The organism is Geodermatophilus aquaeductus (assembly GCF_900182545.1).
Lineage (GTDB): Bacteria > Actinomycetota > Actinomycetes > Mycobacteriales > Geodermatophilaceae > Geodermatophilus > Geodermatophilus aquaeductus.
Map to the genome: position 1 here is coordinate 54,325 of NZ_FXTJ01000013.1, position 25,434 is coordinate 79,758.

Here is a 25,434-nt window from a genome sequence, read left to right on the forward strand (position 1 = left end):
CCGCAACGAGCCGTCGGAGCCGTAGACGACGTCGACCCGGTGCCCGCGCCCGGCGAGGGCCACGCTGTCCTGGACCGTGCACAGCTCCACACCCCCCAGCGGGGCCAGGTACTGCGCGTCGGTCAGCACGTGCAGCGGGGGGACCGCCGTGACCCGGCCGGGGTCATGGCCCTCCCGGATCGTCACCGGCACCCGGGACCACCTCGGGGGATGACGCCCTGTTGTGCCGTCTGACCGCGCATGTCGCCTCCCGTTGACCGGCCGAGCTGAGAACCCGTGCGCGGGCAACGGCGCCCACAACCACCAGGACGGTATCCCCGGCACGGGAGGTGTGTCGGGCCGCGCGGAGAGGTGCACGCACCCCGTCACCGGGACATGACGCACCGGTGAAGCGGGACGGTCAGGTCTCGTTGCACTCAGGGCTCAGTCGGATAGGCAGCCACCACGCGCTCGGCGACCGTGGTCACCCACGGCACCTTGAGCAACCCGAGGTGGTCGCAGTCCATCCGTTCGAGTTGGTGGTCGCCGATCAGCAGCTGGTCCCACCGGGCGGGGTCGTCGGGGTTTTCGTCCGAGAGGAACACGAGACTGTGACCGGCCCAGGGCACCGGTCGGTGGAAGCGGGCCACCCGGGCACCCAACTGGTGGAAGACGTCCTTGCGCTCCTCGGGCGAGAAGGACCACAGGCCCGCGCCGAGAACCCGCAGACGGGTCCGCCACAGTTCCCTCCGGGGTAGCGGGGCCACGGTCGGCCCCATGGGTGCCATGCCGCGTCTGGTCCGCTCCCCCGGCAGGTAGGTGTCGAGCAGGGTCAGCAGGGCCACGTCCCGCCCTCGTGCGGACAGCCGGTGCGCCGTTGCCAGGGCGATCAGCCCGCCCATGGAGTGGCCGACCAGCTGTACCGGCCCCTCCGGCGCCAGCCGCTCCACCAGCCGGACAGCGCGACGGGCGGCGCCGCCCACCGTCCAGTCCGGCAGCGCGCGCGTGTCGAACCCACGCGCTTGAAAGGCGTAGACGGGTTGGTCGGGTCCCAGCGCGGCGGCGAGGGCCTCGAAGTAGGCGGCCTCCCCGCCCGCACCGGCGAAGCAGAAGACCGGCGGCTTGCGTCCGTTCGTGCGCAGTCGCACGAGGGTGGGCACCCGCTCGGCGGTCCGGCCGGCCGCGGCGGTCGCCACGAGGCGGGCGAACCGCTCGAGCGTCGGGTGCTCGGCGAGGTCGCCGGAGGTCAGGGCGACCCCCGGGTCCTCCTGGAGCCGGGCGAGCATCTCCTCCACCGCGAGGGAGTCCCCGCCAAGCGCGGTGAAGCTCTCGTCCCGGCCCACGGCCTCCACGTGCAGGATCGACGCCCACACCCGCTCCAGCAGCCGCTCCGTCGCGCTCCGGGGACGCGTCGGCTGCGGGCGCGCGGGCGGGTCGGGCAGGGCCCGGACATCGACCTTGCCGCGCTCACTCCGGGGCAGGTCGGAGAGCAGCACGACGCCCTGCGGGACCATGTAGTCGGGCAACAGCCGGGCGACGGCGCCGCGCACTGCCGCGGGGGACGGGACCCGCTGCGCCGTGTCGGGCACCACCCAGGCCACCAGGCGCACGGGCCGGTCGTCCTGCACCCGACCCCGGACGACGGCGTCGGCGACTCCGGGCATCGAGCGGAGCGCGGCCTCGACCTCGGCCGGCTCGACGAGGTAGCCGCGGATCTTCACCGCGTCGTCCGCCCGGCCGACGAGGTGGAGGACCCCCTCGTCCCCGACCCTCGCGTTGTCCCCGGTGCGGAAGCGGGTGCGCCCGTCGGGGAGCGCCGAGAACACCTCGGCCGTGGCCTCGACGTCGCCCCAGTAACCGGCGGAGAGGTACGCGGAGTCCACATGCAGGCGCCCGACCGCGCCCTGCGGGACCCGCTTCCCCTCGGGATCGAGCAGGACCAGCTCACGCATCGGGACCCCGGCACCGGCAGGCACCACCCCGTCGGGCACCGGACTGCCCGGACCCAACTCGTTGAAGGTGAGGGAGGCGGTCTCCGACGACCCCGACCAGTTGACGAAGCTGGCGGTCGAGGGCATGTGCCGGCGGAACGCCGTCACGTCCTCCCCGTAGACCTTCTCGCCGCAGGTGGTGACCATGCGCAGCGTCTCCAGGACGACGTCGTCGGGCAACGCCTCGTCGACGGCACGCAGCAGCGACGGCGTGCAGTGCAGCGTCGTCGGCCGCGCGGCCGGCAACCACTCCGCGAGGTCCCGCATCCCGGTCACCCGCGGGTCACGCAGGCACAGCGTGACCCCGGCGAGCAGCCCGGCGACGACCACCGCCTGACCTGCTGCGAAGGCGGCCGGCAGGACGACGGGTACGCGGTCGCCGGGGGTCCAGCGCAGCGCGTCACGCAGCACCACGCCCTCGGACAACCAGGTGCGGTGGGTGTAGACGACGCCCTTGGGGGCGCCAGTGGTCCCGGAGGTGAAGATCACCGAGGCGACGTCGTCCAGGCCGGTCCGCGCCGGGACGGCGGTGGCGTCGGTCGCCGGGAGCAGCCCACGCACCGCCTTCACACCGCTCAGGCGGGACGCGGTCGCCATGCGGGCGGAGTCGGCCAGGACCACCCTGACGCCCGCCCTCTCGGCGATCAGCCCGATCCGGTCCTCGGGCAGGGCGACGTCGAGGAGGACGGCGGGGTGGCCGGCGGCCATGACGGCGAGGAACGCCGCCACGCTGTCGGCCGACTGCTCGGCCAGGACGCCGACCGGCCGGGAGGACGACGCGCCGTCGGCCCGCTCCTCCTCGAGCGCGGGGCGCAGCTCGGCCACGAGCGCGTGCACCCGCTGCACCAGGCCGGCGTAGGTCAGTTCCCGGCCGGTCGAGACGAGGGCAGCGTGGTCACCCAGGGTCTCGGCGACCTCGGCGACGCGGTGCCAGACGTCCGTGTACGGGCCTGGCACGGTCAACTCCGGCAGGGCGGTCGCCGGCACAGCGGCGTCGGCTTCGTCTCGTTGCACCGGCCCACGATCCACGGATCGGCGGGCTCCGACAAATCCCGGTCACCCGTGTGGGGATCGACACCCCGCTCGCGCACGAGACCCACAGGGCGGTCACGCAGACTGGGCCCATGGGTGTCCGGAAGCGCGGCTCCGCGCTGCTCGTGTCAACGCTGCTGGTCCTCGCCACCGGCTGCTCCTCGGACAGCGGCTCCGGCCAACCGGGTGCCTCGAGCACCACCAGCGAGCCGGCCGGGCTCGACGTCACCAGCACCACGGTGAGCTTTTCGGACCTCTCGCGCACCACCGACGGCGGAGACGGCTCCGGGCCGGTGCCTGGCCGCGAGCTGGACACCACGATCTGGTATCCGACCGAGGGTGACGGACCCTTCCCGCTCGTCGTGTTCAGCCACGGCTACAAGGCGAGCCCCGAGGACTACGCGGAACTCATCGAGTTCTGGGCCGCCCGGGGCATGGTGGTCGCCGCGCCGAGGTTCCCGCTCACCGCGACCGGCACGCCCGAGATCCGCACCGACCTCCCCCAGCAACCGGGAGACGTCTCCTTCGTCCTGGACCAGGTGCTGGACCTCGCCCGGACACAGGGCTCGGAGATCGAGGGGCTGATCGACCCCGAGCGGATCGCCGCCGCCGGTCACTCCGCGGGTGGGCTCACGAGCGCACTGCTGGTCAGCGACTGCTGCTTCGACGACCGCATCGACGCCGTCACCGTCCTGGCCAGTGGGCCACTGGACTACCTCGTCCCCGAGCTGGGCGTCGAGCAGCCCTCCGCGTACGTCTCGCCAGGCGTGCCGATGCTGTTCGTCCACGGCGGCGCCGACGACGCCATCCCCGTCGAGCAGGCGCAGGTGCTCTACCAGTACGCCCCGAACGGCAAGGCGTTCGTCCTGGCGCCCTTCGCCACGCACAGCGACCCCTACGGCGACCCGGCCGATGACAGCTGGCAGGTCATCGCCGGGAGCTCGGCCGGCTTCCTGGAGTGGGCGCTGCAGGTGGACTCCGACGGCCTGACGCAGATGCGCAGCGCCGTGGAGGCCGACGGCGCAGCCAGCTTCCTCGACGACGAGCTGCCCTGAGCGGCGGCCGCCGGGCCCGGGTCAGCGTCCGGCGGCCCGCTCCCGCGCCACCCGGCGGCTGCGCACGTAGGACGCCGGGCCGCGGACGGCGCCTCGTCGGGACAGCCGGGACAGCTCCGCGGGCGGCGGCGGGCCGATCGCCGGGTCCGGCGCCCCGGCCGGGGCGCGTCGGCGGGCCAGCACGGTGCGGGCCGCGATCGGCAGCTGCGAGGCCAGGCCCAGCAGGTGCCGGGGGTCGGTCAGGACCAGTGCGCTGAGCATGGCGGTGTACCCGAGCCCGTAGCCGCCCACCTGGTCGCGGAGAGCCGCGTAGTCGGCGCGGTGGGTGTGGAAGACGACCGCCGAGGGCTCGAAGCCGATGGACCCACCGCTCCAGAGCACGCCGATGATGGCCGCGAGGTCCTCGCCGCCACGGGCCGGCGTCCCGGCGCCCAGCGCCGGGTCGAAGCCGCCGAGGTCGCGCAACGTCCGGGCCCGGAAGGCCATGTTGGCGCCGGCGCCGGCGACCCCCGCGCCGTAGACGGCGAAGGTGCGCACCACCCCGCCACGCGCGTCCTCCACGGTGACGCGGGCGCGCCGGGACACCGGCGCCCCCACCGCGGTGCCGCGGTAGGTCAGCGGGGTGAAGGTGCGCTCGCCGCCGAAGCCGCCGTAGTGGCGCTCGAACCACAGCTGGGCATCGGTCTCCAGCTCGGCCGGGAGGATGAGGCCGGTGACGGCGTCCTCGTCCGGCCGGAGGGCGAACCGGGTGGCGAGGGCGCGCAGCCAGCCGGGGTCGACGCGGACGTCGTCGTCGGTGAAGGCGACCACCTCACCCTGGGCGGCGGCCACACCCGCGTTGCGGGCCGCGGAGAGTCCGGGGACCGGCTCGCGCACCACGCGGACCCCGGGGTGGACGGAGGCGATCTGCTCGGCGAGCCCGGCGACCCCCGGATCCCGGGAGTTGTCCACCAGCACGACCTCCACGTCCGGGTGGTCGGCGGCGGCCAGCGCGGCCAGACAGGTCCGCAGCTGGTCCGGGCGCTTGAGGTCGGTGGCGACGACGACGCTGACGCCGGGCAGGTCGGCGTCAGCCACCTGGGGGCGCTCCCGCGGCGGGACCTCGCGCGTCAGGGCGTCGACCCGGGCACGCACCTCGTCGGCCGGGATCACGTCGCGGCCGCCGAAGGCCAGCTCCACCAACCCGACCGGGGTCCCGGCGACGCGCACGACGACCCAGGCCCCGGTCCAGCGCCCGCCATCCGGCCGCCGGGCGTCGAGCGCGGGCGGGAGCAGTTCGGCGTCTGCGAGGACGACCTGGACGCCGCCGTCGCGGGGCTGGTGCTCCGTGCTCGTGACCACCGGTCGACCATAGGCGGGGGTCAGCCGACTGTGGCCGGCGCCGAGGGCACACCACCCGTGCGGGTGCACCCGCCCCGGGTCAGGTCCGGACGGCGGCTCCCGCGTCCTCCGCCACCGGGGCGAGCCCTTCCTCGAGGGTGCGCCGGGCGCGCCGCCACGCGAGCAGCAGCCAGGGCAGGCAGGCCGCCGCGACACCGAACCGAACCAGTTCCCACGTCAGGGTGGCCGGGAGCCAGAGGGTCGCCGCGCTGAAGGCGACGGCGAGGAGCGCGGCGACCAGCAGCCGCCGACGGATCCGCGGGACAGCGACGCCCCGGGGCACGACGATCCAGTAACCGACCGCCTCGACGCTGAAGGCGGCGACCGTGGCCGCGGCCGCGCCGGCGATGCCCCACACCGGGACGAGCAGGATGTTGAGGGCCACGTTGGCGGCGGCGGCGGTCATCGCGCAGGCGGCGACCAGCCGGGTCCGCTTGCGGGTCATGAGCTCCATCGACCAGGCCACCCCGAGCAGCACGGGAAAGCCGGAGAGAGCCACCAGGAACGTGACCACGACCAGGTCCGCCGGCCGGAACGCCGCCGGCGCGACCAGTCGGAGCAGGAGGGGCGCGGCCAGGGTGATGCCGACGATGACCGGTGTCATGAGCATGAGCAGGCCGCTGCGGGCCAGGCTGAGCGCGAGCCAGCGGGCAGCGTCCTCGCGCACCTCGGCGATGCGGGTCAGCCAGGCGCCATCGACCATGCTGAGCAGCAGGACGGCGAGGTTCCCGACCACGTAGGCGATCTGGTACCGGCCGGCCTCCTCCGGACCCAGGATCTTCAGGACCACGAGCCGGTCACTGGCGTTGAGCACGTAGACGGCGGTGTTGCTGACCACGAGCGGCAGACCCAGGCGCAGCGCCCGGCTGGCGAGCGGGACCTCGATCAACCCGCGGAAGCGGGGACGGACCAAGACCATGGCGACCGGCAGGGTCGCTGCGAGGGTGACCAGGTTGCCGACCGCGTAGGCACCGGCCGTGCGCTGGTCCCCGATGAGCAGCACACCGAGGCCGACCAGTTGCCCACCGATGCTCGACATGACATTGACCAGCGCGAACGCCGACAGCCGGTCCTGGCTCATGAGCAGCGCCGAGGCCATGAGCACGCCGGAGGCCAGCGGGGTCCAGCCGATGACGATGGCGACGATCGGGTCCATGTCGGGGAAGCCCATCGCCGGGCCCCACAGCGGCTCTGTGACGAAGGCGAGCCCGGTCAGGACGGTGGCGCAGACGAGCCCGATCGCGACGATCGACCGCGCGGTGTGGTCACTGCCCGTCTCCGCGCGCAGCAGGATCATCGCCTGGTCCAGTCCCAGGATGGCCAGGACGACCAGAGCCTGGTGCAGGGCGATCGCGGACGCGAGGGTGCCGAACTGGTCGGGGGGCAGGACGTGCGCGAGCACCGGGGAGACCACCGTCGCGCTGACCAACTGCAGCGACAGAACCGCGACGTAGAGCAGGTCGCGACCGAACAGGCGGGAGGTGCGCGGGGGCGTCGGCCCGCTCGTCGCCGCCCCCGGTCCACCGTCGGCCACGAAGCCGGCACCGGCGGTCTCGACGTCCCCCGGAGAGGAGTGGCGTCCGGGACCGTGCACGTGGGTACTCCCTGTCTGGGCTCGGTCCCGCGGCTGCGTGCCGCGGGAGGTCTCGCGGAACCGTCGCGACGCGATGTGTCGGCGGGGACGTGTGCCTCTGCGACCCACCCTGGGAGGTTCTCACCGGCGCCCTGGTGCAGCCCCCGGTGACAGTACGACCAGCGTCGGACCGTCGGCACAGCCATCCCCCGATCGGTTGTGACCTCAGGCACCACCAGGACGAGCCACGCCCGGATTGCTCGACCGACCGACGCTGGTCGAACACATTCCGTCACGATTGGAGCCTGCTGTGGCCCACCTGGCACCGTCCTGAGTTGTCAGGGCGGTCCCCCGCAGGTAGGAATGTCGAGGGTCGGGGACACGCAGAGTCACCGACCCGCAAGTCCTCGGGATCCGAGCAACGGCTGAACCAGCCGGGCCGACGTCGTCCACGTGCCGACCCAGGGCTCTGAACAGACACGGGCAGCGATGACCCGCCGGGCTTCCTCTGGTCGCCTCACGTCCGGCGGTGAGCAGTGGCGAAACCGGGCCCTCGTCACGTCGAGAGGACTCCCCTCATGCGCTCCCGTCACGTGCTCGGCCTCCACCAGGAGAACGGGCAGGTGCGTCAGCAGCCGCGCGTCAGCGTGGTCATCCCGACGTACAACGAGGCCAAGAACCTCCCGCACGTCTTCGCCCTCCTGCCCGAGGACGTCCACGAGGTGATCGTGGTCGACGGCCGCAGCGTGGACGACACCGTCCCGACCGCCCGCGCCCTGCGTCCCGACGTCAAGATCGTCATGCAGAACCGCATCGGCAAGGGCAACGCCATGGCCTGCGGCTTCGCCGCCGCGACCGGCGACATCCTGGTCATGCTCGACGCGGACGGCTCGGCCGACCCGCGCGAGATCCCCCGGTTCGTCGCCGCGCTGGTCGACGGTGCGGACTTCGCCAAGGGCACCCGCTTCGCCAACGGCGGCGGGAGCTCGGACATCACCCGGATGCGGGCGTGGGGCAACCGCCAGCTCAACCGGGCCGCCAACGTGCTGTTCGGCACCCGCTACACCGACCTCTGCTACGGCTACAACGCCTTCTGGCGCCACTGCCTGCCGCACCTCGAGCTCGAGGCCGGCGGGCGCCGGCAGGAGGAGCGGCTCTGGGGCGACGGGTTCGAGATCGAGACGCTGATCAACACCCGCGTGGCCAAGGCCAAGCTGCGCATCGTCGAGGTGCCGAGCTTCGAGTTCGAGCGCATCCACGGGCAGAGCAACCTCAACACCTGGCGCGACGGCCTGCGGGTCCTCCGCGCGCTGGCCGTCGAGCGCGTCAACGGCAAGGGCCGGGCCGCCGCCCCCGCCACGATCACCGCGGCCGCCACGGCGGCCGGTGCCGCCGCGCTGGCGCCCCAGCCGCGCACGTCCGCCGACACCGAGGCCGAGGTCGTCGAGTTCCGCTCCGCCTGACCGGGCGACCGGGAGCGCGGACCGGGATGGCAGGAGCCCGGACCCGCACGGTGGCCTGCGCCCTGGCGGCGCTGGCTGCCGTCGTCGTGCTCGACGTCGTGCTGGCCGCCCGGTCGTGGTCCGTCCCGGTCGAGGCGGTGCTCGACGAGCCGGCGCACCTCCTGACCGCGTGGCTGCTGCTGACCGCGGCCGGCGTGCGGTCGCGGCAGGTCGTCGTCTGGGCGCTGGCCGGCGCAGTGCTGATCGACCTCGACCACCTCCCGCTCTACGCCGGGTTCCCGGTCGACGCGGGCGGTGGCCGTCCGGTGAGCCACTCGGTGACCACGGTGGTCGTCCTCCTGGGGGCTGCCGCGGCGTGGCGGGCGCAGCGCACCCGGCTGGCCGCGCTGGCGCTGGGCGTCGTGCTGCACCTGGTGCGGGACCTCGGTTCCGGTCCCGGCGTCCCGGCACTGTGGCCGTGGCTGTGGGACCCGCTCCGGGTGTCCCACGCCGCCTACCTGACCGTCCTCGTGACGGCCGTCGCGGTGATCGCAGTCCGCGCCTGGCGGGGCGGCGCCGGCGCGGCCGCCTCACCCGGCCGGACGACCCCCGGCTCCCCTCCCCGTCGACAGGTTGGATAGTTCGACAGGTGTCCGGCACCACGACCCCGTCTCCCCACACCGCCAGCTCCGTCACCGTCGTCGTCTGCGCCTACACGATGGAGCGCTGGCCGGACATCGAGGCCGCCCTCGCCAGCCTGGCCGCACAGACCCGCCAGCCTGAGCAGGTCGTGCTCGTCACTGACCACAACGCCGAGCTGCTGGAGCGGGCCCGAGCGGCCTTCCCCGGCGTCCTGTGCGTGGCCAACGCGGGCCCGCGCGGGCTGTCCGGGGCGCGCAACACGGGCGTGGCGGTGGCCACCGGCGACGTCGTCGCGTTCCTCGACGACGACGCGGCCGCCGAGCCCGACTGGGTCGAGCGGACGCTGGCCGCCTTCGGGGAGCCCGACGTCATCGGGGTGGGCGGCAACGTCGTCCCCGACTGGCGGGCGCCGCGGCCGTCCTGGTTCCCCGACGAGTTCCTGTGGGTGGTCGGCTGCAGCTACCGCGGGCTGCCCACCACGCGCGCCGAGATCCGCAACCCGATCGGCGCCAACATGAGCTTCCGACGGGACGTCTTCGACCCGGCCGGCGAGTTCGACACCGACATGGGACGTCTGGGCAAGGACGCCGCGGGCTGCGAGGAGACCGAGTTCTCCATCCGCGCCCGACGGGCGCACCCGGGCGCCCGCATCGTCCTCGAGCCGACGGCCACCTGCCGGCACGGCGTCAGCCCGGACCGGGTGAGCCGCGCCTACTTCCGCCGCCGCTGCCGGGGAGAGGGCCGGTCCAAGGCGCTGGTCAGCAGCCTGGCCGGGTCGGACTCCGCGCTGGAGACCGAGCGGACCTACGTCCGGCGGACCCTGCCGCAGGGCGTCCTGGCGGGCCTGCGCGACGCGCTGCGCGGCGACCTCGCGGGGCTCGCCCGCGCGGAGGCGATCATCGAGGGGTTCGGCCTGACCGCGGCCAGCTACGCGCTGGCCCGGTTCCGGGCGTTCGCCCGCCGCGCCCGCAGGTAGAGCGCCGGGCCGGCGAGGTAGCCGCGCACCTCGCTGGCGAGTGCGCCTCGGGGCGCGCGCACGCCCTCCAGCCGCTCGTCGGTGGTCTGCCGGATCCGGGCCATGCGCGCGAGCCCCCGCGGGACCCGGCGGAGGACGTCCCGGCGCACCTCGCGCTGCAGCAGGCACTTGGTCAGGTACGCCGTCAGGCCGGTGCCGTAGCCGTAGAGCTGGCGCAGCAGCGCTGCGGGATCGGCACGGTGGTGGTGCCAGACCACCGCGGCCGGCTCGTAGGCCAGCGCACGACCGCCCCGCAGCACCCGCACGAAGACGTCGAGGTCCTCGCCGCCGCGGGTCGGGGCGCCCGCGCCCAGCGCCTCGTCGAAGCCGCCGAGCTCCCGGAGCACCGCGGTGTCGAAGGCGAAGTTCGCACCGGTGCCGAAGATGCCGGCCGAGTAGGGGTAGAGGGCGTCGTCCCGCGCACTCCCGGCTAGGTCGTAGAGCTCGGGCTCGCACCGGGTCGACCAGGAGGCCGCGCGGGCGTCGAAGTAGGCCTCCTCGCCGGTGTCGATGCCGGCCGTGGCCACCAGCCCGGTCACGCAGCCGACGTCCGCGCGGCGGGCGAACCCGCGCAGCAGGCCCTGGACCCAGCCGGGGTCCACGGCGACGTCGTCGTCGGTGTAGGCGATCACCGCGCCCCGGGCCTCGGCGAGGCCGCGGTTGCGCGCCCGGGAGAGCCCCGGCCGGGACTCGACGACGTACCGGAACCGGGGGTCCCGGGCGGCGAAGTCCTCGACCACCCGCCGGGTGCTGTCGTCGGTCGGCGCGTTGTCGACCACCAGCAGATCCAGGTGCGGGTGGGTCAGCGCGGCCAGCCGCTCCAGGCACTCGGCCAGTGCCTGCCCCCTGTCGCGGGTGCAGACGACGACGGTGACCTCCGTGTGCGACGTGAACAGGCCCGGACACCCCACCGCCGGGGGCGGGACGACCGCACCGGAGGTCCAGCCGGCCCCCTCCGCAGCGAGGTGGTCGGTGATCGCGGCAGCGAAACGCTCCTGGCCGACGCGCGCCGCCTCGGCGGGATCTGGGCCTGCGCCGGAGGCCGGCACGTCCACGTAGCCGACAGGATCTCCGTGCAACCGCAGCAGCACCCGCGCCCGGGGTTGACCGGCGTAGGGGCGGACGCCCGTGACCGCGGACCCCCCGGCCAGCTCGAGCTCGCCGCACCACAGCCGCACCGGTCCGTCGTGGTCCGCTCCCGCGACCGTCCCGCGAACCACTCCCTGTACCCCCGCGTCCTCCGGTCGGCTGCCTCCCTCGGCACCCGGGCTGATGACGCTACCCGCGGTACGGGCGGGGACGGATCCGCCGCACACCCGAGAGGGTGACCCTTCTCGCCTCCGGGCGGCCCGCGACTCTGGGAGGATGGGTGCAGCCGCTGCACGCGACGAGAGGGAGCACGTGTCCGTCCCGACCAGCTCCGTGTCCGCACTGCCCGCGCCGGGCGAAGCCGCCGGCCGTCGTCGGCACCGCCGTTGGCTGGTGCCCGCGGCAGCAGCCGGACTGGCAGTCGTCGTCGGTGCCGTCGGCACCGTCGCCCTCCTGCCGTCGGGTGACGAGATGCCCACCGGCGACCTCCCCGGGTGGCGTCAGGTCTTCACCGAGGACTTCGACCGCGACGTGCCGCTCGGCGGCTTCTTCGCCGACTCCCACTACGGCCAGCACTGGGACGGGTACGAGGACCTGCCGGACACGTCCGGTGAGGGCACCTACCGCACCAACGACGTCATCTCCGTCCAGGACGGCGTCATGGACATGTGGCTGCGCACCGAGGACGGCGTCCCGTTGGTCGCGGCGCCGATCCCGACCGTGGACGGCCAGTGGGGCGGCCACGCGTACGGCCGGTTCGAGGTGCGCTTCCGCGCCGATCCGGTCGAGGGCTACAAGATGGCCTGGCTGCTCTGGCCGGACTCCGACGAGTGGGCCGAGGGCGAGATCGACTGGCCCGAGGGCCGGCTCGACCGCGGCATGTACGCCGCGAACCTGCAGGTCGGCCAGCCCGGCGTGTTCGACCTGGTGACCGATCAGGTCGCCACCTTCGACGAGTGGCACGTCGCCACGACGGAGTGGACGCCCGAGGGCGTGACCTTCTACCTCGACGGGGAGCAGATCGGCTTCTCCGACAGCAGCCCGAGCACGCCGATGCACTGGGTCCTGCAGACCGAGACCGCCTACGGCAAGCCCCCCGCCGACTCGCAGGGCCACGTCGAGGTCGACTGGGTCACCATCTACGAGATGGAGTGACCGTGGTGCCGCCTCCCCGGCTCCCGGGGAGGCGGCACCGGCTCAACCGGCGGGAACGGCGACGACGCAGCGGAACAGATGGCTGTCGCCGACCTGCTCCACGAGCTCGAAGTCCGGTGAACTGGTCAGTCCGGCCACGAACGCCTCGTAGACCTCCGGCTCGATGAGGCCGTAGAGACGCGAGAACCGCTCACCCGAGGGCCCGAGCGCGAGGTACACCGGCGCCTCCGGCCCCCCAGGGGCGCAGGCGTTCCGCGCGACCTCGACCAGCCCCGCCGGCTCACCGGAGGCCTCCTCGAACTCCAACCGGGACACCAGGTTGTCGGGGTTCTCGACGGTGCCCCCCGAGAGGTGCGCGGGATAGTCAGCGGTCAGCCGTGACGGGAACGACGGGGTCAGCGAGACGAGTACCGAGCCCTCCGGGGCCTCTCGCTCGAACGCCCGTGCGATGGCGACGTCGGAGGGCGACTGCCAGGCGATCAGCTCCGAGCCGTACATGGACGGCGGCAGCAACGCGGCCATCACCACGGTCACGACGACGGCGGCGACCCGGCGGACCGGGCGATGGCGCACCCGGTCGGCGAACAGCCAGCGGGCGATCAGGAAGCACGCCCACGGCAGCCCGAAGAGGTACAGCCGGAAGATCGCCTCCTGGCCGTACGGCTGGCCGAGGATGAGACCGAGGGGGATGCCACCGACGAGCGCCGGGACCAGGACGTGTGCGGCCTGCTTGCGCCAGAGCCCGAGGGCCACCGACCCCATCGCGAGGAGCGCCACGAACGCCATCAGGGCAGGCGCCGCCCAGAGCACCGTCGCGTGCCCGGGCAGAGCGGCGGTGGTGTCGACGGTCGGCGGGTCGATGTTCTCCGTACCGCCGAAGCTGAACAGCTCGAAGTTCCTGGTGAGGAACGACCAGGCCTGTGCCAGCCAGGCGACCTCGATGAGGACGAACACCACCGGCAACCACGGGTGGGCCGGCCGCAGCAGGACGACGATGACGATCGACTGCACGATCACGATGACCGGTGACATCTGGTGCGAGACCGCGACGACCGCGAAGACCAGCACCAGCACCAGGGCGCCCCAGCGCGAGCTCCAGAAGGCGCTCGTCCGGGGCGCGTCGTCCGGGGTGGCCGCCAGCGGATCCCGCGGACGGGCGAAGCGCCTCCACCGCCAGCCGGCCGCACCCGAGGGGACGGTCCGCAGCATGCCGCCGACGACCAGCAGGCTCAGCACGTAGGCCAGCGCCTGAGGGGCGAAGTAGTTCTGCGCCACCCAGTCGCCGAGGGTGAACAGCAGCGCCGTCCCGTAGCGGATCCGCCGGGACGTCGTCAGGCTGCCGGCCACCCAGTACACGAGTCCGGCGAACAGCAGCGCGAAGACCGGTTGCGCCCACTGGGCCATGTCCTCGACCGGGACGGTCGTGACCAGGTGGAACCCGGCGGCCAGGTAGAAGAAGCCGGGGAAGTTGTTGTAGATGTCGATGGACCGGTCGACCCCGCCGTTCGCCAGGAAGTACTCGACGACGCCGATGTGCTTGTAGACGTACGGGAAGCGCGGGACGTCGTAGATGGCCGAGGTCGTGCCGTACAGGACGGCGACGAGCACGACGTGGAGAGCCATCGGGCTGCGGCCGGGGGCGGCGCGACGCAGCAGCACCACCAGGTACAGCGCGACCACACCGGCGAAGCTGACGTACCAGAGCACCGGCAGGGCAGGGAGCAGCCCCCACCCGTCCATCCGGTCGAGGTCGACGTCCGGTAGCGACACCAGCCACAGGGCGGCGCAGATCGCGGCACCGACGAGCACCCACCAGGACGACCGCGAACGGCCGGAGGCAGGAGGCGGCTGGGGCGGAGCCTCCGCGATCCGCGTGCTCACGGCGTCGCCGTCGGGGCTGTGATCACGGTCAGGCTGCTGTGCATACGTCCTCTTCGCGGCTCGTCGGACCCGTCGTCCTCACCGATTGTCACGGTGGCCGACGTCTCCTGGCGAGCACGCGCCCCCCGCCCGTGACGCACACGACGTCGGACTTCCCCTCATCGGGGGACTCGCGCCCATGGTCCCACGAACCGGAAGCGGCCTACGGTGCGTCACCTCGCGGTCGCGGGAACGCGAGAGGCGGGCGTCCCGGTCAGGAACGCCCGCCTGCGCGGGAGCGGACGAGCCGACCGCCGGATCGGTCAGACGACCGGGACGGCGATGTTCGGGTCCGCGTCGTACATCACGGCATCCACGTACACGTGGCCGGTGATCGAGGGGTCGGGCCTGGCCCCACCGAGACGGTTGGACCACTCGACCTGCAGCACCGGGCGCATCGCCTGGTTCGGGATGTTGCCGGTAGCCGTCGAGACGAGGACGCCGTCCTGGTAGAAGCGCACCTGGTCCCTGGTCCACTGCCAGGTGTAGTCGTGGAACTCGGCGTCGTTCCAGGACTGCGGCACCTTCCGGCTGCCGTCCGGGTTGAACGTCGGGTTCTGCGGACCGGACTGGAGGACGGCCGGGTAGGGATGGGTGTCCGTCGTCTCACCCTCGGGGCCGTCGAGCTCGTGCGTCCACTGGTCGGTCACCGGCCAGAGCAGGAAGGCGATGTGGTACTGCGGGAAGTTGTCCGTCCGCATGCGCACGGTGTAGGTGCCGTAGGTGAAACCCTGGTAGCCGAACGGCAGCACGGCGGCGGCCTTGCTGTCGTGGCAGTACCAGTCCAGGACGCCGTCGTGCACGCTCAGCACGTCGGACGGGTAGTACTTGCCGCTGGTCCCGTCGACGTAGCTGAGGTACTGCGGGTAGGCCGACGGGCCGCGACCGTCGCCGGGCCACTGGCCACGGGCGACGGGGGTGGTGAACTCCTGCACCGAGTCGAAGGCGGCATAACCGGTGGCGCCGGTGCCCTGCTGGCCGCCGGGAGCGACCGTCGGTGACGGAGCGGGCGCCGGGGCGCTCGGCGTGGTGGTGCGCTGCGTCGTCGTGGACGGGGCCGTCGTGGACGGGGCCGTCGCCGACGTGGAGCTGCCGGCCGCCGGACGGCTGGGGGACGCGGTCGCGGTGGACGGGGCCGGGGTCGTCGGCGCGGGCGTCGACTGCGAGGGCCGGGCGGGCGGGACCGTGTTCACGGTGCTCCTCTGGCTCGGCCGCGCCTGACGCGAGGCGCGCTGGGCGGCGAGCCACCGCGAGTGCGCCGCCTCACTGAGGCTGGGAGTCTGCACCTCGACGGCCTGTGGCGTCGAGTCCTGGCCGGAGGTGAGGCCGCCCACCACACCCCCGCTGCCCACGAGGAGGGCGAGGACCGAGGTGGCGACGAGACCGCGGGAGCTACGGGGCTTCCGGGCGCTGCGGGGCGCTCTGTGCTGCACGGCGAGGACAGTAGCTGCGTGTGAGCGGCCGGATACAGGCCGCGAGGGCTTGATGAATCACACGCTTGACATTCGTGAGGACGTGCCCACGTTTCGTCACCGGCCCAAAACAGCAGGTCATGGGCGCAGGTCAGGGCAGGGGAGCCGCCGGGCTGGACGGCGCTGACGTCCGCCGCCGGCCGTGCACCGTCGTCAGCGAGATTTCCCGTCGCGTCGCCACACTCGTCACACCCGCCACTCCCGGACCGGTCCGTCACACGGACGGCACCGCGGCCGCGGCGGGACCGGGCGGCCGTGGGTCAGCGGGCGAGCAGACCCAGGCGGCGCAGCAGGGGGCGGCGGTAGCGCGCACAGTCGCACAGCGCGCAGTCGCTGCCCCGGCGGTAGTGCTCGTGCGCCGTCCTGACGTGGCCGCAGCCGCACGTCACGGCGGACGCGAGGGGGACGGCGCGCACCGCGGGAGCCTCGCGGACCGTGGTCTGGACCGGCGGAGCGGTACGAGCGGCGTGCATGACGACCTCCGTGGCGTCTCTGCCCCGGGGGGCGTGTCCGACGAGGTCAACCTACGACTCCCTCTCTGCTACCGCTCTGTGACGCGCAGTAGGGGTCACCCGATGGCGGGACCACCCGCACCGGGCATCCCACCCGCCTCACGCGGTCCTGCTCGCGCTCCCGCGTGCCCCACCCACCACGGTCGCCTCCCCCCGCCGCGAGGCCAGGGAGTCGACGTCGGCGAGCACGGCGCGGCCCCGCCCGTTGCAGCGTTCGACGACGAGCGCACGCAGGACGCGGAACCCGTCCCGCCAGGTGTCGAGGTTGCTCGTCCCGTGCAGGCGCGGGTGCTCGTAGCTGGGCACCTCGGTGATCTGCATGCCCGCCTTGGCCATGCGGGTGTTGATGATCGTCTCGATCTCGAAGCCGTCACCCCAGCGCCGCACGTCCCCGTGCTCGGTGCCGGGGTCGAGGTCGAGGGACGGCAGGCAGTGCGTCCAGAAGGCGTTGTAGCCGTAGCAGAGGTCGGTGTAGCGGGTGCCGAACAGGAGGTTCGCGATCCGGTTGAGCCACCGGTTGCCCCAGGCGCGCAGGGCCGTGATGTCGTTGCTGCCACCGTCGCCGGCGAAGCGGGTGCCCTTGGCGAAGTCCGCTCCGGCGGTGAGCGCGGCGACGAAGCGCTCGATCTCCTGCGCGTCGGCCGAGCCGTCGGCGTCGAGCATGACGACGATGTCGCCCGTGACGGCCGCGAACCCGCAGGCCATGGCGTTGCCCTTGCCCCGCCGTGTCTGCTGGACGATGCGGACGTCGGGCCGCAGCGCCCGGGCCACCTCGACCGTGTCGTCGACACTGCGGCCGTCGACGACGACCACCTCGTGCAGGCCGGCGGGGAGGCCGGCGAAGACGTGCGGCAGGTTCCGCGCCTCGTTGTAGGTCGGGACGACGACGCTCACGCGCGGCGCCGCCGTACGGATGGGGACGTGGTGGACGACGGCCTCCGCCAGGGGGCGGACGTCCGTGGAGCTCTGGGTGTCTGTCATGTCTCGGCTCTCGTGCTGGTGCGCTGGTCTCCGGGGACTGCGGCCGCGGCCTCGTCCGGGGCGCCGGACCACGACGGGAGCGACGTGGCCGTGCGCGAGGCGCCGGATGAGGCGGGCCGCGACGTGGTGCCGGCGGGTGCCGGGGACTCGACCGCGGGATCGGCGGGGTCGGTGGACCGCGCCGCGACCGGCGTCAGTCGGGAGACGAGCCGGGGTCGGCGGCGCGGGGGGTGACCGGGCCGGCGTCGGAGCCGTGCGGGAGGCCGGGTGCCGTCGGGAACGACGCCGGGAGCTGCCCGCCGAGAACGGCGAGGTCCTGCGCGGACCCACCGTGCTGGCCACCACCCGAGGCCTGGGCACCGCCGGCGCCCGTGCCGCACGAACCGGTCGGGGCCAGGGGGGCGGGCGGCAGCGGAGCCGGCGGGACCGGGGGCGGCGGGACGTGGGGAGCACTGTCCGGAGGTGTGGGCGCAGCCGTGGGAGTCCCGACCGCGGTGGGCACCGGCGACCTCGCGGCCCCGTGGCTCACGTGGGCGCGCCCCTCCCCCACGGTGTCGGACGGGCTCGCCCGGGTCGCGATCGGGCGGCCGTCGCCGTCGTCGGTCGCAGGTGCGACGGACGTCGCGTCCGGCATCACGGCGTCCCCACCGGCGCCACAGGTCGCGGGCGCAGCGACGTCCTGCGCGACGGCGTGGTCCGGGGCCGCGGCCGTCCCGGCATCCGCAGCACCGGTGACCTCGGGCTCCGGGACCTCCGTGACCTCGTCGGCCACCGGGGCGTCCGGGACCACCTCGGCGGCCGGCGCCGCCGTCGGAGCCGGGGCCGGGGCCGGGGCGTCGGCGCCGGACGAGGCCGGGACGGCGGTGTCCCCGGCCTCCGGGAGGGTGCTGGGCGGAGGGTCGGTCGTCGCCGGCGCCTCGGTGGCCGTGTCCGTCGGGGGCGTGGTGACACCCGCGCCCTCGGCGGTCGGCGTGCCGGTGGTCGGCGCGCCCGTGGCCGGCGTGCCCGTGGATCCGCCGGTCGGGGGTGGGACGACCGGTGAGGTGGTATCGGCCGGCTGCGCCGGCGGATCCGGGAGGACCGGCTCCGTGGGAGGCGTCACCGGGAGGGGCGGCGCATCCGGCGTGCTCACGGGCGGCCGGGCGGGAGCGGGTGGGTCCGCCGGGGTGACCGGCGGGAGCGGCGCGGCCGCGTCGGGTGGGGCCGCGGCCTCGGGGAGTCCGTGTCCGCCGGCCCCCTCCCACACCGGGGAGTGACCGTCGGTCCCCGGATCGACGGAAGCGGCCGGCCAGGCCTCGTCGGCACGGGCGGCACCCGACAGGATCCCGAGGACCACCCAGGCACCGGCGAGGAACGTCAGGAGCGCGAGGACGCGGACGAGCCGGCGGGTCCGCAGGTCGGCGCCGCGGGAGACGGACACCGTGAGGGAGCCGGACGCTCCCGCGGGTCCACCGTTCCCCAGCACGCTGCCTCCTCCGGCCACTGCGCGCCGGTCGCGCAGTGACGAGGCGGCGCGCACCCGGCGCGCACACCCCGCGGCGACCTTCCACGCCGGGACGTGCCCGGTCCACGGACTCGGGCGTTAACTTCTCGCTGCTCCGGGCGTGTGTGACGCTCCGTAGTCGACGCAGGTCAGAAGAGCAGCGGCTCAGGCCGTCCGGATCCCGGGAGGAGCCGTCGTTCAGCCGCTCACGCGGCGGAACCACCGACGCCGGCGGTAGGCGGGACAGTCGCACAGGGCGCAGTCGCGGCCCCGGCGGTAGTGCTCGTGCGCCGTCCGGCCGTGCCCGCAGGCACACGGTCGGCCGGTGGGCGCCGGAGGCCTCTCGACGGAGCGCAGGTGCGGCCTCGACTCGGACGGGGTGACGTCGGGACCGGCGTCACGTGGAGCCGACGGTGGTTCCTCGCCCGGAGCGTGCACCGCGAGCCCTTCCGACGCCCCCCCGCACCGGTGACGTCCTGGTGAGGGCAGATGGTACGGGCGCGGACGGCCTGCGCAAGCCGTCGTGCGCGCCCTGTCAGGCCGATGCGCTCAGGCTGTCGTGACCATGCTCCGATCGAGGGCGTCCGGTCGCGCGGCGCCCGCGACGGCCATCACGTGCCGGAGGTCCTCGGCGAGGCCGTGCAGCACCTCGCGCACCCCCTCGGCGCCACCGGCGGCCAGCGCCCACAGGACCGGCCGGCCGACGAGGACGGCGTCGGCACCCAGCGCCAGCGCCACGAGGGCGTCGGTGCCGCTGCGGATGCCGCCGTCGACCAGCACCGGCACGCGGCCGCCCACGCCCTCCAGCACGTCCGGCAGCGCGTGCGCGCTGGGCACCACCCGGTCCAGCTGCCGCCCGCCGTGGGTGGAGACGACGACGCCAGCTGCGCCGGCCTCGACGCAGCGGGCCGCCTCGTCGCCGCGGAGCACGCCCTTGACCACGACCGGCAGGCCGGAGACCTCGGCCAGCCGGCCGATGGTGTCCGGTGTCATGGAGGGGTCCTGCTCGGCGGCCTCGCGGGCCACCGCGCCGGGCACCAGGTGCTGCGCGAGGTTGACCAGGTACTGGTCGTCGCGGACGGCGATGCGGACACCGGACACCCGCCCCTTGCGGCCGACGTACGGGGTGTCGACCGTGAGCACGACCGCGCGGGCACCGGCGGCTGCCGCCCGCCGGACCAGCGCCTCGGTCAGCCCGCGGTCGCGCATCAGGTAGGCCTGGAACCACCACGGGCCGGTCGCGGCGGCACCGATGTCCTCCAGCGTCCGCGACGCGCGGGTCGAGACGACGGTGAGGCACCCGGCGTCGCCGGCACCGCGCACGGTCGCGCACTCGCCGTCGGGGTGCGCCAGCGCGTGGAACGCCATGGGCGCGACGACGAACGGGGAGGCCGCGACCGTGCCGAGCAGCCGGGTGGCGAGGTCGACGCGGGAGACGTCCTGCAGCACCCGCGGCCGCAGGCGGAAGTCCCGCCAGGCGGCCTCCGCCTCGCCGAGGGTCACCTCGTCGCCGGAGCCGGCCTCGTAGTAGTCCCAGACCTCGCGCGGCAGCGCGGCCCGCGCCCGCTCGCGGGAGTCGGCCAGCTCCGACAGCACGCCGCCACCCCCGTCGTCCGCGACCGGGAGCCGCCCGGCGCGGGTGCGGAGCCTAACGACGGACCGCACCGGCGGGAACGGTCCGCGGACGGGCGCGTTTGGCCCGGCCGCGCGGCGGGAAAAGCGGGAGCCGGGTCAGATCGGCCCCCGGGGGATCGAGCCGTCGTCGGGAGTGCTCGTGCTCATCGCCGTCATCTGCGTGGCGTGGCTGGTCCTCGGCCTGTCCGTCGCCGTCCTCCTCGGCCGCGCCCTGCAGCACGCCGACGCCGCCGACCGCGGCACCCGCTCCGCTCCCGCCGTCCCGCTCCGCGAGCTGCGGCCGACGGCCCGGGCGTCTGGCGCCGGCTGAGCCCGCGTCAGTTCTGCGCGAGACCCAGGGCGTACTCGGGCCAGAAGACGCCGGCCGAGGGCCCGCCGTTGCAGGTGCCGTCCGACTCACCCGGGATCTTGATCCAGAGGAAGGCGTCCACGAGCGGCAGGCCGGTGGTCGTGGTGGGCCGCTCGCCCAGCGCCCGGCCGGAGGGGTTGCACCACTCGCCGTCGGACCCGTTGCCGTTCCGGCTGGTGTCGACGACGAAGTGGGCCCCACCGAGGGCGGCGGAGAGCTCGGTGCCGTAGGCGACGTTGTCCGCGGTCGGCTCGAAGTTCGACACGTTCAGGGAGAAGCCGTCGGCCCGGCCGACGCCGGCCGCGCGCAGCCGCTCGGCCATCGTCGCGGCCGGCACCCAGGCGGAGTGCCCGGCGTCGACGTAGGTGTGCGTCGCCGGGTTGGCCTCGAGGACCTCGACCGCCGAGCGCACCATCGCCAGCCGCTGGGCCGGGTCACCGCACAGCTGCGCCAGCGTGTCCGGCTCGACGACCACGACCGCCTCGCCGGTGCCGATGCCCGCGGCCACCGCCCGGACCCAGCTCGCGTAGGCCTCCGGCGACGCCGCACCCCCGGTGCCGCCGCAGTCGAGGTCGGGGATGGCGTAGGTGACGAACACGGGGACGGCGCCCGCCGCGGCGGCCTGGGCCATCCCCTGCCGGACGGTGGCCGTCACGTCGGTGTTCCAGGCGCCGATCCAGACGGCGGTGGGCACCGAGGCCATGTCGGCGAGCAGCGCGGCCGCGGCCGGGTCGCGTCCCTGCAGCTGGACGGCGGCCTGCGCGGCGCCGGGGTTCGGGCCGAAGAGGGCGTCGCCGGCGAGCGGGCGGTGGCCGTCCGGGACGGCACCCTGCGGGGCGGCGGCGATCGGGGCCGGCCCGCCGGTGGCCGCCGGGGACGCGGACACCTCCGGCGAGGGCGCCGCGGAGGTGGCCGACGTCGGCGCGGGGGTGGTGGCCTCGGGCGCGGGCGCGCCCACCGGCTCCGGGACGGGCTCGACCGGGGCCGGGGCCGGCGGGGGGACCGCGGCCGGGGTGCTCGCGACGGCCGCGGCGGCGGGCTGCGTGGTGTCCGCCGCCGGATGCTGCAGCGCGTCCTCCAGCGGGGTGCAGCCGACCAGCGCGGGCGCCATCACCGCGGCGGCGAGGACGGACAGCAGGCGCCGGCGCCCCGAGCGGATCGGCGCGTCCACCCGGCCGGGCGAGCGACCGACTACGGGCAGTGACGTCCTGAGCGCGCGCTGAGGGTAGGTGACCGGTTGCGTCGTGTCACGAAGTACGGGACCCCTCCGTCCCGGTGCTCGACGGACGTCGGTCACGTCGCCTGTACGAGGTCAGCGCGGGACGACGCCGAGGTCGGTCCGCGCGGGGGCCTGCAGGGAGAGCGCGTCGTCCTCGCGGCGCAGCCAGGCCGCGGGCAGCACGAGCCGCGGCGCGACGCCGACGAGGACGGCCATGAGCACCGCGACACCGGCCAGCGCCTCGCCCGACTCCTCGACGAAGGTGGCGGTGGCGTACCAGCTGCCGGCGACCGAGGAGAGGGCCGACAGGCCGACCGAGGCCACGGCGTAGAGGCCCAGCGTGCTCAGCACCCGGCGCCGGTCACGGCGCTCGGCGCGGCTGAGGACCGCGAGGACGGCGAGGACGGCGACGGCGGCCAGCGCGCTGACGGCGACCGCGCCCGCGGGCGAGACGGCCGCGGACAGCGCCTCCATGGCGGTGACGTGCACGGTGCTGCCGGCCTTGACCACCGCGATGCCCGCGGCGACCGCGCCGACGGCGAGCCACCAGGTGCGCCGTCCGGGGTTGCGGGCCGCACCGGCGACCGCGGCGACCGCGGCGACGGCGAACAGGGTCGCGACGTAGGTGCGCGGCAGCGACCAGGGGGCGTCCATCGACAGCGCCTGCGCGACCGGGCCGCTGCTCCCCCGCAGGCGCAGCGCGTAGCCGGCGGTCTCGAGCACCACCGCGAGGAGCGCGAGCCCCACCCCGACCGGGGGCAGCGGCACCCGCCGGCGGGCGGGACGGGCGACGGCGGGCGCTCCGCCGAGCGCGGCGGTGGTCAGCGGGCGGTCGACACCGGTCCCGGGCGAGTTGCGGTCGGCCAGACGGATGCCCCGTCCCAGGACGACGCCGAGCGCCACGGCGACGACCACCCAGACGGCGAGCCCGCCGACGATCCACGTCCACACGTGCGCAGCATCGGCAGATCCGGGCCCGTACGTGAACGTCCGGTCACACCACGGGGGGAGATGGGGCGGGTGGGGCGACCGTGCCGCGTGCGTCCCTCGCGAGCTGTCGACGCTGCGACCCGGTCCGGCCCGCTACGTGCCGGGCGAGCCGCTCCCCTGCGCCGTCCAGCCGTCCCAGGCAGACGAGACCATGTCCCGGACGTCGCACCGCGCCCCCCAGCCCAGTGCGGCTCGGATCCGCTCCGCGGAGGCGACCACCCGCGCGGGGTCGCCGGGACGCGGCGGCGCGACCGCTGGCTCCGACCACTCCTCCGCCGCCGTCCCGCTGATCTCACGGATGGTCTGCACCATCTCCCTCACCGAGACGCCCTCGCCGCGGCCGACGTTCGCCGTGAGCGCGGACACGCGGCCCTCGGCGATCCCGCGTGCGGCGGCGACGTGAGCGGACGCGACGTCCGAGACGTGCACGAAGTCACGGACGCACGTTCCGTCCGGGGTGTCGTAGGTGTCGCCGAACACCAGCGGGGCCTGCCGCTGCCGTAGCCGCTGGAAGACCATCGGCACCAGGTTGGAGCATCCGCGGTCGGTGAGCTCCGGCGCCGCCGTGCCCGCTACGTTGAAGTACCGCAGGTTCGCGTAGCGCAGGCCGGTGGCCGCGGCGACCTCCTGGATCATGCGCTCGCCGACCAGCTTGGTCGTGCCGTAGGGGTTCACCGGCCGGCACTCGGTGTCCTCGTCGACGAGGTCGACGTCGGGCATCCCGTAGACGGCCGCGCTCGAGGAGAAGACGAGCGCGCCGACACCTGCCGCGAGCACCTCGTCGAGCAGCACCCGCAGGCCCTCGACGTTCTCGCGGTAGTAGTGGAGCGGACGGCGGACCGACTCCTCGACCTGCTTCTTCCCCGCCACGTGGACGACACCGGTGACGCCGTGGTCCCGCAGGGTGTGGCCGAGCAACGCCCCGTCGAGGACGCTCCCGCGGACCAGGGGGACGTCAGGGACGCGTCCGGGGTCTCCGGTGGAGAGATCGTCGAACACGACCACCTCGTCGCCCGCCGCACGCATCGCCAGCACCACGTGCGCGCCGATGTAGCCGGCACCGCCGGTCACGAGCCAGGTCACCGGACGAGCCTAGGTGTCACGACCACCGATCCGGACCCGTCCCGTCGGCCCGCATCCTCAGCCGGCTCGGCGGCCCAGGGCGCGGTAGGTCCACCCGGCCGCGGTCCAGGCCTCGCGGTCGAGCGCGTTGCGCCCGTCGAGGACCCGCTTCTGCCGGACCAGCGCGCCGAAGGCGACGGGGTCGAGCTCGCGGTACTCGCGCCACTCGGTGAGCACCAGGACGGCGTCGGCGTCGGCCGCGGCCTCCTCAGGAGTGGCGGCGTAGTCCAGGTGCGGCCACTCGCGGCGGCTGTTCTCCACCGCGGCGGGGTCGGTCACGCACACCACCGCGCCCTGCAGCTGCAGCTGGGCGGCGACGTTGAGCGCCGGGGAGTCGCGGATGTCGTCGGAGTCGGGCTTGAACGCCGCGCCGAGGACCGCCACCCGCTTGCCGAGCAGCGACCCGTCGAGCACCTCACGGGCCAGCTCGACCATGCGGATCCGGCGGCGCATGTTGATGTTGTCGACCTCGCGCAGGAACGTCAGCGCCTGGTCGGCACCGAGCTCGCCGGCCCGGGCCATGAACGCCCGGATGTCCTTGGGCAGGCAGCCGCCGCCGAAGCCGAGCCCGGCGTTGAGGAACTTGCGCCCGATCCGGTCGTCGTAGCCGATCGCGTCGGCCAGCTGCTTGACGTCGGCACCGGTGGCCTCGCACAGCTCGGCCATCGCGTTGATGAAGCTGATCTTCGTGGCCAGGAACGAGTTGGCCGCCGTCTTGACCATCTCCGCGGTCGCGTAGTCCGTCGTCACCTTGGGGATCCCCCGGGCGACGATCGGCGCGTACACCTCGTCGAGCAGCCGCTCGGCGGTCGCCCCGTCACCGTCGGGAGACAGCCCGTAGACGAGCCGGTCGGGGTGCAGGGTGTCGCGGACGGCGAACCCCTCGCGCAGGAACTCCGGGTTCCAGGCCAGCAGCGTCCCCGGCACCTTCTCGCCGAACATGGCGGCGAGCCCGGCCGCGGTCCCCACCGGGACGGTGGACTTGCCCACCACCAGCTCACCCGGGGCCAGGACCTGCAGGAGCGACTCCGCTGCGGCCTGGACGAAGCGGAGGTCGGCGGCGTACTCACCGTGCTTCTGCGGGGTCCCGACGCACAGGAAGTGGACCTGCGCTCCGGTCGCGTCCGCGATGTCGGTGCTGAAGCTCAGGCGCCCGGAGTCGAGCGCGTGTCCCAGGAGCTGCTCGAAGTCCGGCTCGTAGAACGGCGCCCGCCCCGCGCACAGCGCCGAGATCTTCCGCTGGTCGACGTCGACCCCGACCACCTCGTGGCCGAGTTCCGTCATCGAGGCCGCGTGCACCGCACCGAGATAGCCGCAGCCGATGACCGAGATGCGCACCGCCGCCTCCTCGTGCCGCAGACACTTAGCCCCCGAAGTGCATCACGTCGTCGAGGGGAG

Annotated in this window: 21 protein-coding genes; 7 read left to right on the forward strand and 14 right to left on the reverse strand. The window is 74.5% G+C overall.

Annotated features, from left to right (window positions below):
- Both FN207_RS26540 and FN207_RS22700 read right to left on the reverse strand, forming a co-directional pair.
- On the reverse strand, positions 1-192 hold a 192-nt coding region (locus FN207_RS26540; RefSeq protein ID WP_185938512.1), incomplete at its 3' end, for a hypothetical protein.
- Positions 193-416: 224 nt separating this feature from the next.
- Positions 417-2,984, reverse strand: a complete 2,568-nt coding sequence (locus tag FN207_RS22700) for an alpha/beta fold hydrolase (RefSeq protein WP_142460716.1) — start codon at positions 2,982-2,984, stop codon at positions 417-419.
- A 110-nt stretch (positions 2,985-3,094) separates the two neighbouring features.
- Between FN207_RS22700 and FN207_RS22705 the strand changes: the two genes are divergently transcribed.
- Positions 3,095-4,057, forward strand: coding sequence for an alpha/beta hydrolase family protein (locus tag FN207_RS22705; RefSeq protein ID WP_142460717.1), 963 nt, complete (start codon positions 3,095-3,097; stop codon positions 4,055-4,057).
- A gap of 21 nt (positions 4,058-4,078) precedes the next feature.
- Here the strand turns inward: FN207_RS22705 and FN207_RS22710 are convergent, their stop codons facing one another.
- Complete coding sequence (locus FN207_RS22710) at positions 4,079-5,398, reverse strand: glycosyltransferase family 2 protein (protein ID WP_185938513.1); 1,320 nt, start codon at positions 5,396-5,398, stop codon at positions 4,079-4,081.
- Between the two features lie 79 nt (positions 5,399-5,477).
- The gene (locus FN207_RS22715; RefSeq protein ID WP_185938514.1) at positions 5,478-7,031 is read right to left on the reverse strand and encodes a lipopolysaccharide biosynthesis protein; all 1,554 of its coding nucleotides are present in this window, start codon (positions 7,029-7,031) and stop codon (positions 5,478-5,480) included.
- Between the two features lie 557 nt (positions 7,032-7,588).
- Between FN207_RS22715 and FN207_RS22720 the strand changes: the two genes are divergently transcribed.
- From FN207_RS22720 to FN207_RS22730, 3 genes are read left to right on the forward strand one after another with little or no spacing between them, the layout of a single operon-like run.
- Positions 7,589-8,473, forward strand: coding sequence for a glycosyltransferase family 2 protein (locus FN207_RS22720; protein WP_142460720.1), 885 nt, complete (start codon positions 7,589-7,591; stop codon positions 8,471-8,473).
- A gap of 26 nt (positions 8,474-8,499) precedes the next feature.
- On the forward strand, positions 8,500-9,093 hold the full coding sequence (locus tag FN207_RS22725) for a metal-dependent hydrolase (RefSeq protein ID WP_142460721.1): 594 nt from the start codon (positions 8,500-8,502) through the stop codon (positions 9,091-9,093).
- Positions 9,094-9,101: 8 nt separating this feature from the next.
- Complete coding sequence (locus tag FN207_RS22730; RefSeq protein ID WP_246066285.1) at positions 9,102-10,070, forward strand: glycosyltransferase family 2 protein; 969 nt, start codon at positions 9,102-9,104, stop codon at positions 10,068-10,070.
- Here FN207_RS22730 and FN207_RS22735 read toward each other — a convergent pair.
- A complete protein-coding gene (locus FN207_RS22735) occupies positions 10,022-11,287 on the reverse strand; it encodes a glycosyltransferase family 2 protein (protein ID WP_142460722.1) in 1,266 nt (421 codons plus the stop codon). The genes FN207_RS22730 and FN207_RS22735 overlap by 49 nt on opposite strands.
- A gap of 304 nt (positions 11,288-11,591) precedes the next feature.
- On the opposite strand from FN207_RS22735, the gene FN207_RS22740 reads away from it, so the two are divergent.
- Positions 11,592-12,353: a glycoside hydrolase family 16 protein gene (locus FN207_RS22740; RefSeq protein ID WP_221888364.1), complete on the forward strand. Its 762-nt coding sequence runs from the start codon at positions 11,592-11,594 to the stop codon at positions 12,351-12,353.
- A 42-nt stretch (positions 12,354-12,395) separates the two neighbouring features.
- Here the strand turns inward: FN207_RS22740 and FN207_RS22745 are convergent, their stop codons facing one another.
- A complete protein-coding gene (locus tag FN207_RS22745; protein WP_142460723.1) occupies positions 12,396-14,162 on the reverse strand; it encodes a hypothetical protein in 1,767 nt (588 codons plus the stop codon).
- 374 nt (positions 14,163-14,536) lie between these two features.
- On the reverse strand, positions 14,537-15,208 hold the full coding sequence (locus FN207_RS22750; RefSeq protein ID WP_142460724.1) for a glycoside hydrolase family 16 protein: 672 nt from the start codon (positions 15,206-15,208) through the stop codon (positions 14,537-14,539).
- A gap of 22 nt (positions 15,209-15,230) precedes the next feature.
- Between FN207_RS22750 and FN207_RS22755 the strand changes: the two genes are divergently transcribed.
- Positions 15,231-15,494 (forward strand): hypothetical protein, encoded by a 264-nt coding sequence (locus FN207_RS22755; RefSeq protein WP_142460725.1) that lies wholly within the window; start codon positions 15,231-15,233, stop codon positions 15,492-15,494.
- A 511-nt stretch (positions 15,495-16,005) separates the two neighbouring features.
- Here the strand turns inward: FN207_RS22755 and FN207_RS22760 are convergent.
- The 3 genes from FN207_RS22760 to FN207_RS22770 form a co-directional block, all read right to left on the reverse strand.
- Positions 16,006-16,218, reverse strand: a complete 213-nt coding sequence (locus FN207_RS22760; protein ID WP_142460726.1) for a hypothetical protein — start codon at positions 16,216-16,218, stop codon at positions 16,006-16,008.
- 138 nt (positions 16,219-16,356) lie between these two features.
- Positions 16,357-17,238 (reverse strand): glycosyltransferase family 2 protein, encoded by an 882-nt coding sequence (locus FN207_RS22765; RefSeq protein WP_142460727.1) that lies wholly within the window; start codon positions 17,236-17,238, stop codon positions 16,357-16,359.
- 2,032 nt (positions 17,239-19,270) lie between these two features.
- Positions 19,271-20,317 carry an alpha-hydroxy acid oxidase gene (locus FN207_RS22770; RefSeq protein ID WP_142460728.1) on the reverse strand — a complete coding sequence of 349 codons (1,047 nt, stop codon included), beginning with the start codon at positions 20,315-20,317 and terminating at the stop codon, positions 19,271-19,273.
- A 178-nt stretch (positions 20,318-20,495) separates the two neighbouring features.
- Between FN207_RS22770 and FN207_RS26545 the strand changes: the two genes are divergently transcribed.
- Positions 20,496-20,666, forward strand: a complete 171-nt coding sequence (locus FN207_RS26545) for a hypothetical protein (RefSeq protein ID WP_185938515.1) — start codon at positions 20,496-20,498, stop codon at positions 20,664-20,666.
- 7 nt (positions 20,667-20,673) lie between these two features.
- On the opposite strand, the gene FN207_RS22775 is transcribed toward FN207_RS26545, so the two are convergent.
- From FN207_RS22775 to FN207_RS22790, 4 genes are all read right to left on the reverse strand, one after another.
- The gene (locus FN207_RS22775) at positions 20,674-21,876 is read right to left on the reverse strand and encodes a glycoside hydrolase family 6 protein (RefSeq protein ID WP_221888365.1); all 1,203 of its coding nucleotides are present in this window, start codon (positions 21,874-21,876) and stop codon (positions 20,674-20,676) included.
- A 141-nt stretch (positions 21,877-22,017) separates the two neighbouring features.
- Entirely contained in the window at positions 22,018-22,875 is an 858-nt protein-coding gene (locus FN207_RS22780) for a TMEM199/VMA12 family protein (protein WP_142460729.1), read from the reverse strand.
- Positions 22,876-23,007: 132 nt separating this feature from the next.
- A complete protein-coding gene (gene galE / locus FN207_RS22785) occupies positions 23,008-23,997 on the reverse strand; it encodes a UDP-glucose 4-epimerase GalE (protein WP_142460730.1) in 990 nt (329 codons plus the stop codon).
- A 57-nt stretch (positions 23,998-24,054) separates the two neighbouring features.
- Positions 24,055-25,374 carry a UDP-glucose dehydrogenase family protein gene (locus FN207_RS22790; RefSeq protein WP_142460731.1) on the reverse strand — a complete coding sequence of 440 codons (1,320 nt, stop codon included), beginning with the start codon at positions 25,372-25,374 and terminating at the stop codon, positions 24,055-24,057.
- Between the last annotated feature and the right edge of the window lie 60 nt (positions 25,375-25,434).

What these genes read in the sequence shown, in the direction of transcription:
- FN207_RS22720 (WP_142460720.1), top strand. Translation starts at nt 7,589, where the DNA reads ATGCGCTCCCGTCACGTGCTCGGCCTCCACCAGGAGAACGGGCAGGTG.
- FN207_RS22760 (WP_142460726.1), bottom strand. Translation starts at nt 16,218, where the DNA reads ATGCACGCCGCTCGTACCGCTCCGCCGGTCCAGACCACGGTCCGCGAG.
- FN207_RS22705 (WP_142460717.1), top strand. Translation starts at nt 3,095, where the DNA reads ATGGGTGTCCGGAAGCGCGGCTCCGCGCTGCTCGTGTCAACGCTGCTG.
- FN207_RS22765 (WP_142460727.1), bottom strand. Translation starts at nt 17,238, where the DNA reads ATGACAGACACCCAGAGCTCCACGGACGTCCGCCCCCTGGCGGAGGCC.
- FN207_RS22725 (WP_142460721.1), top strand. Translation starts at nt 8,500, where the DNA reads ATGGCAGGAGCCCGGACCCGCACGGTGGCCTGCGCCCTGGCGGCGCTG.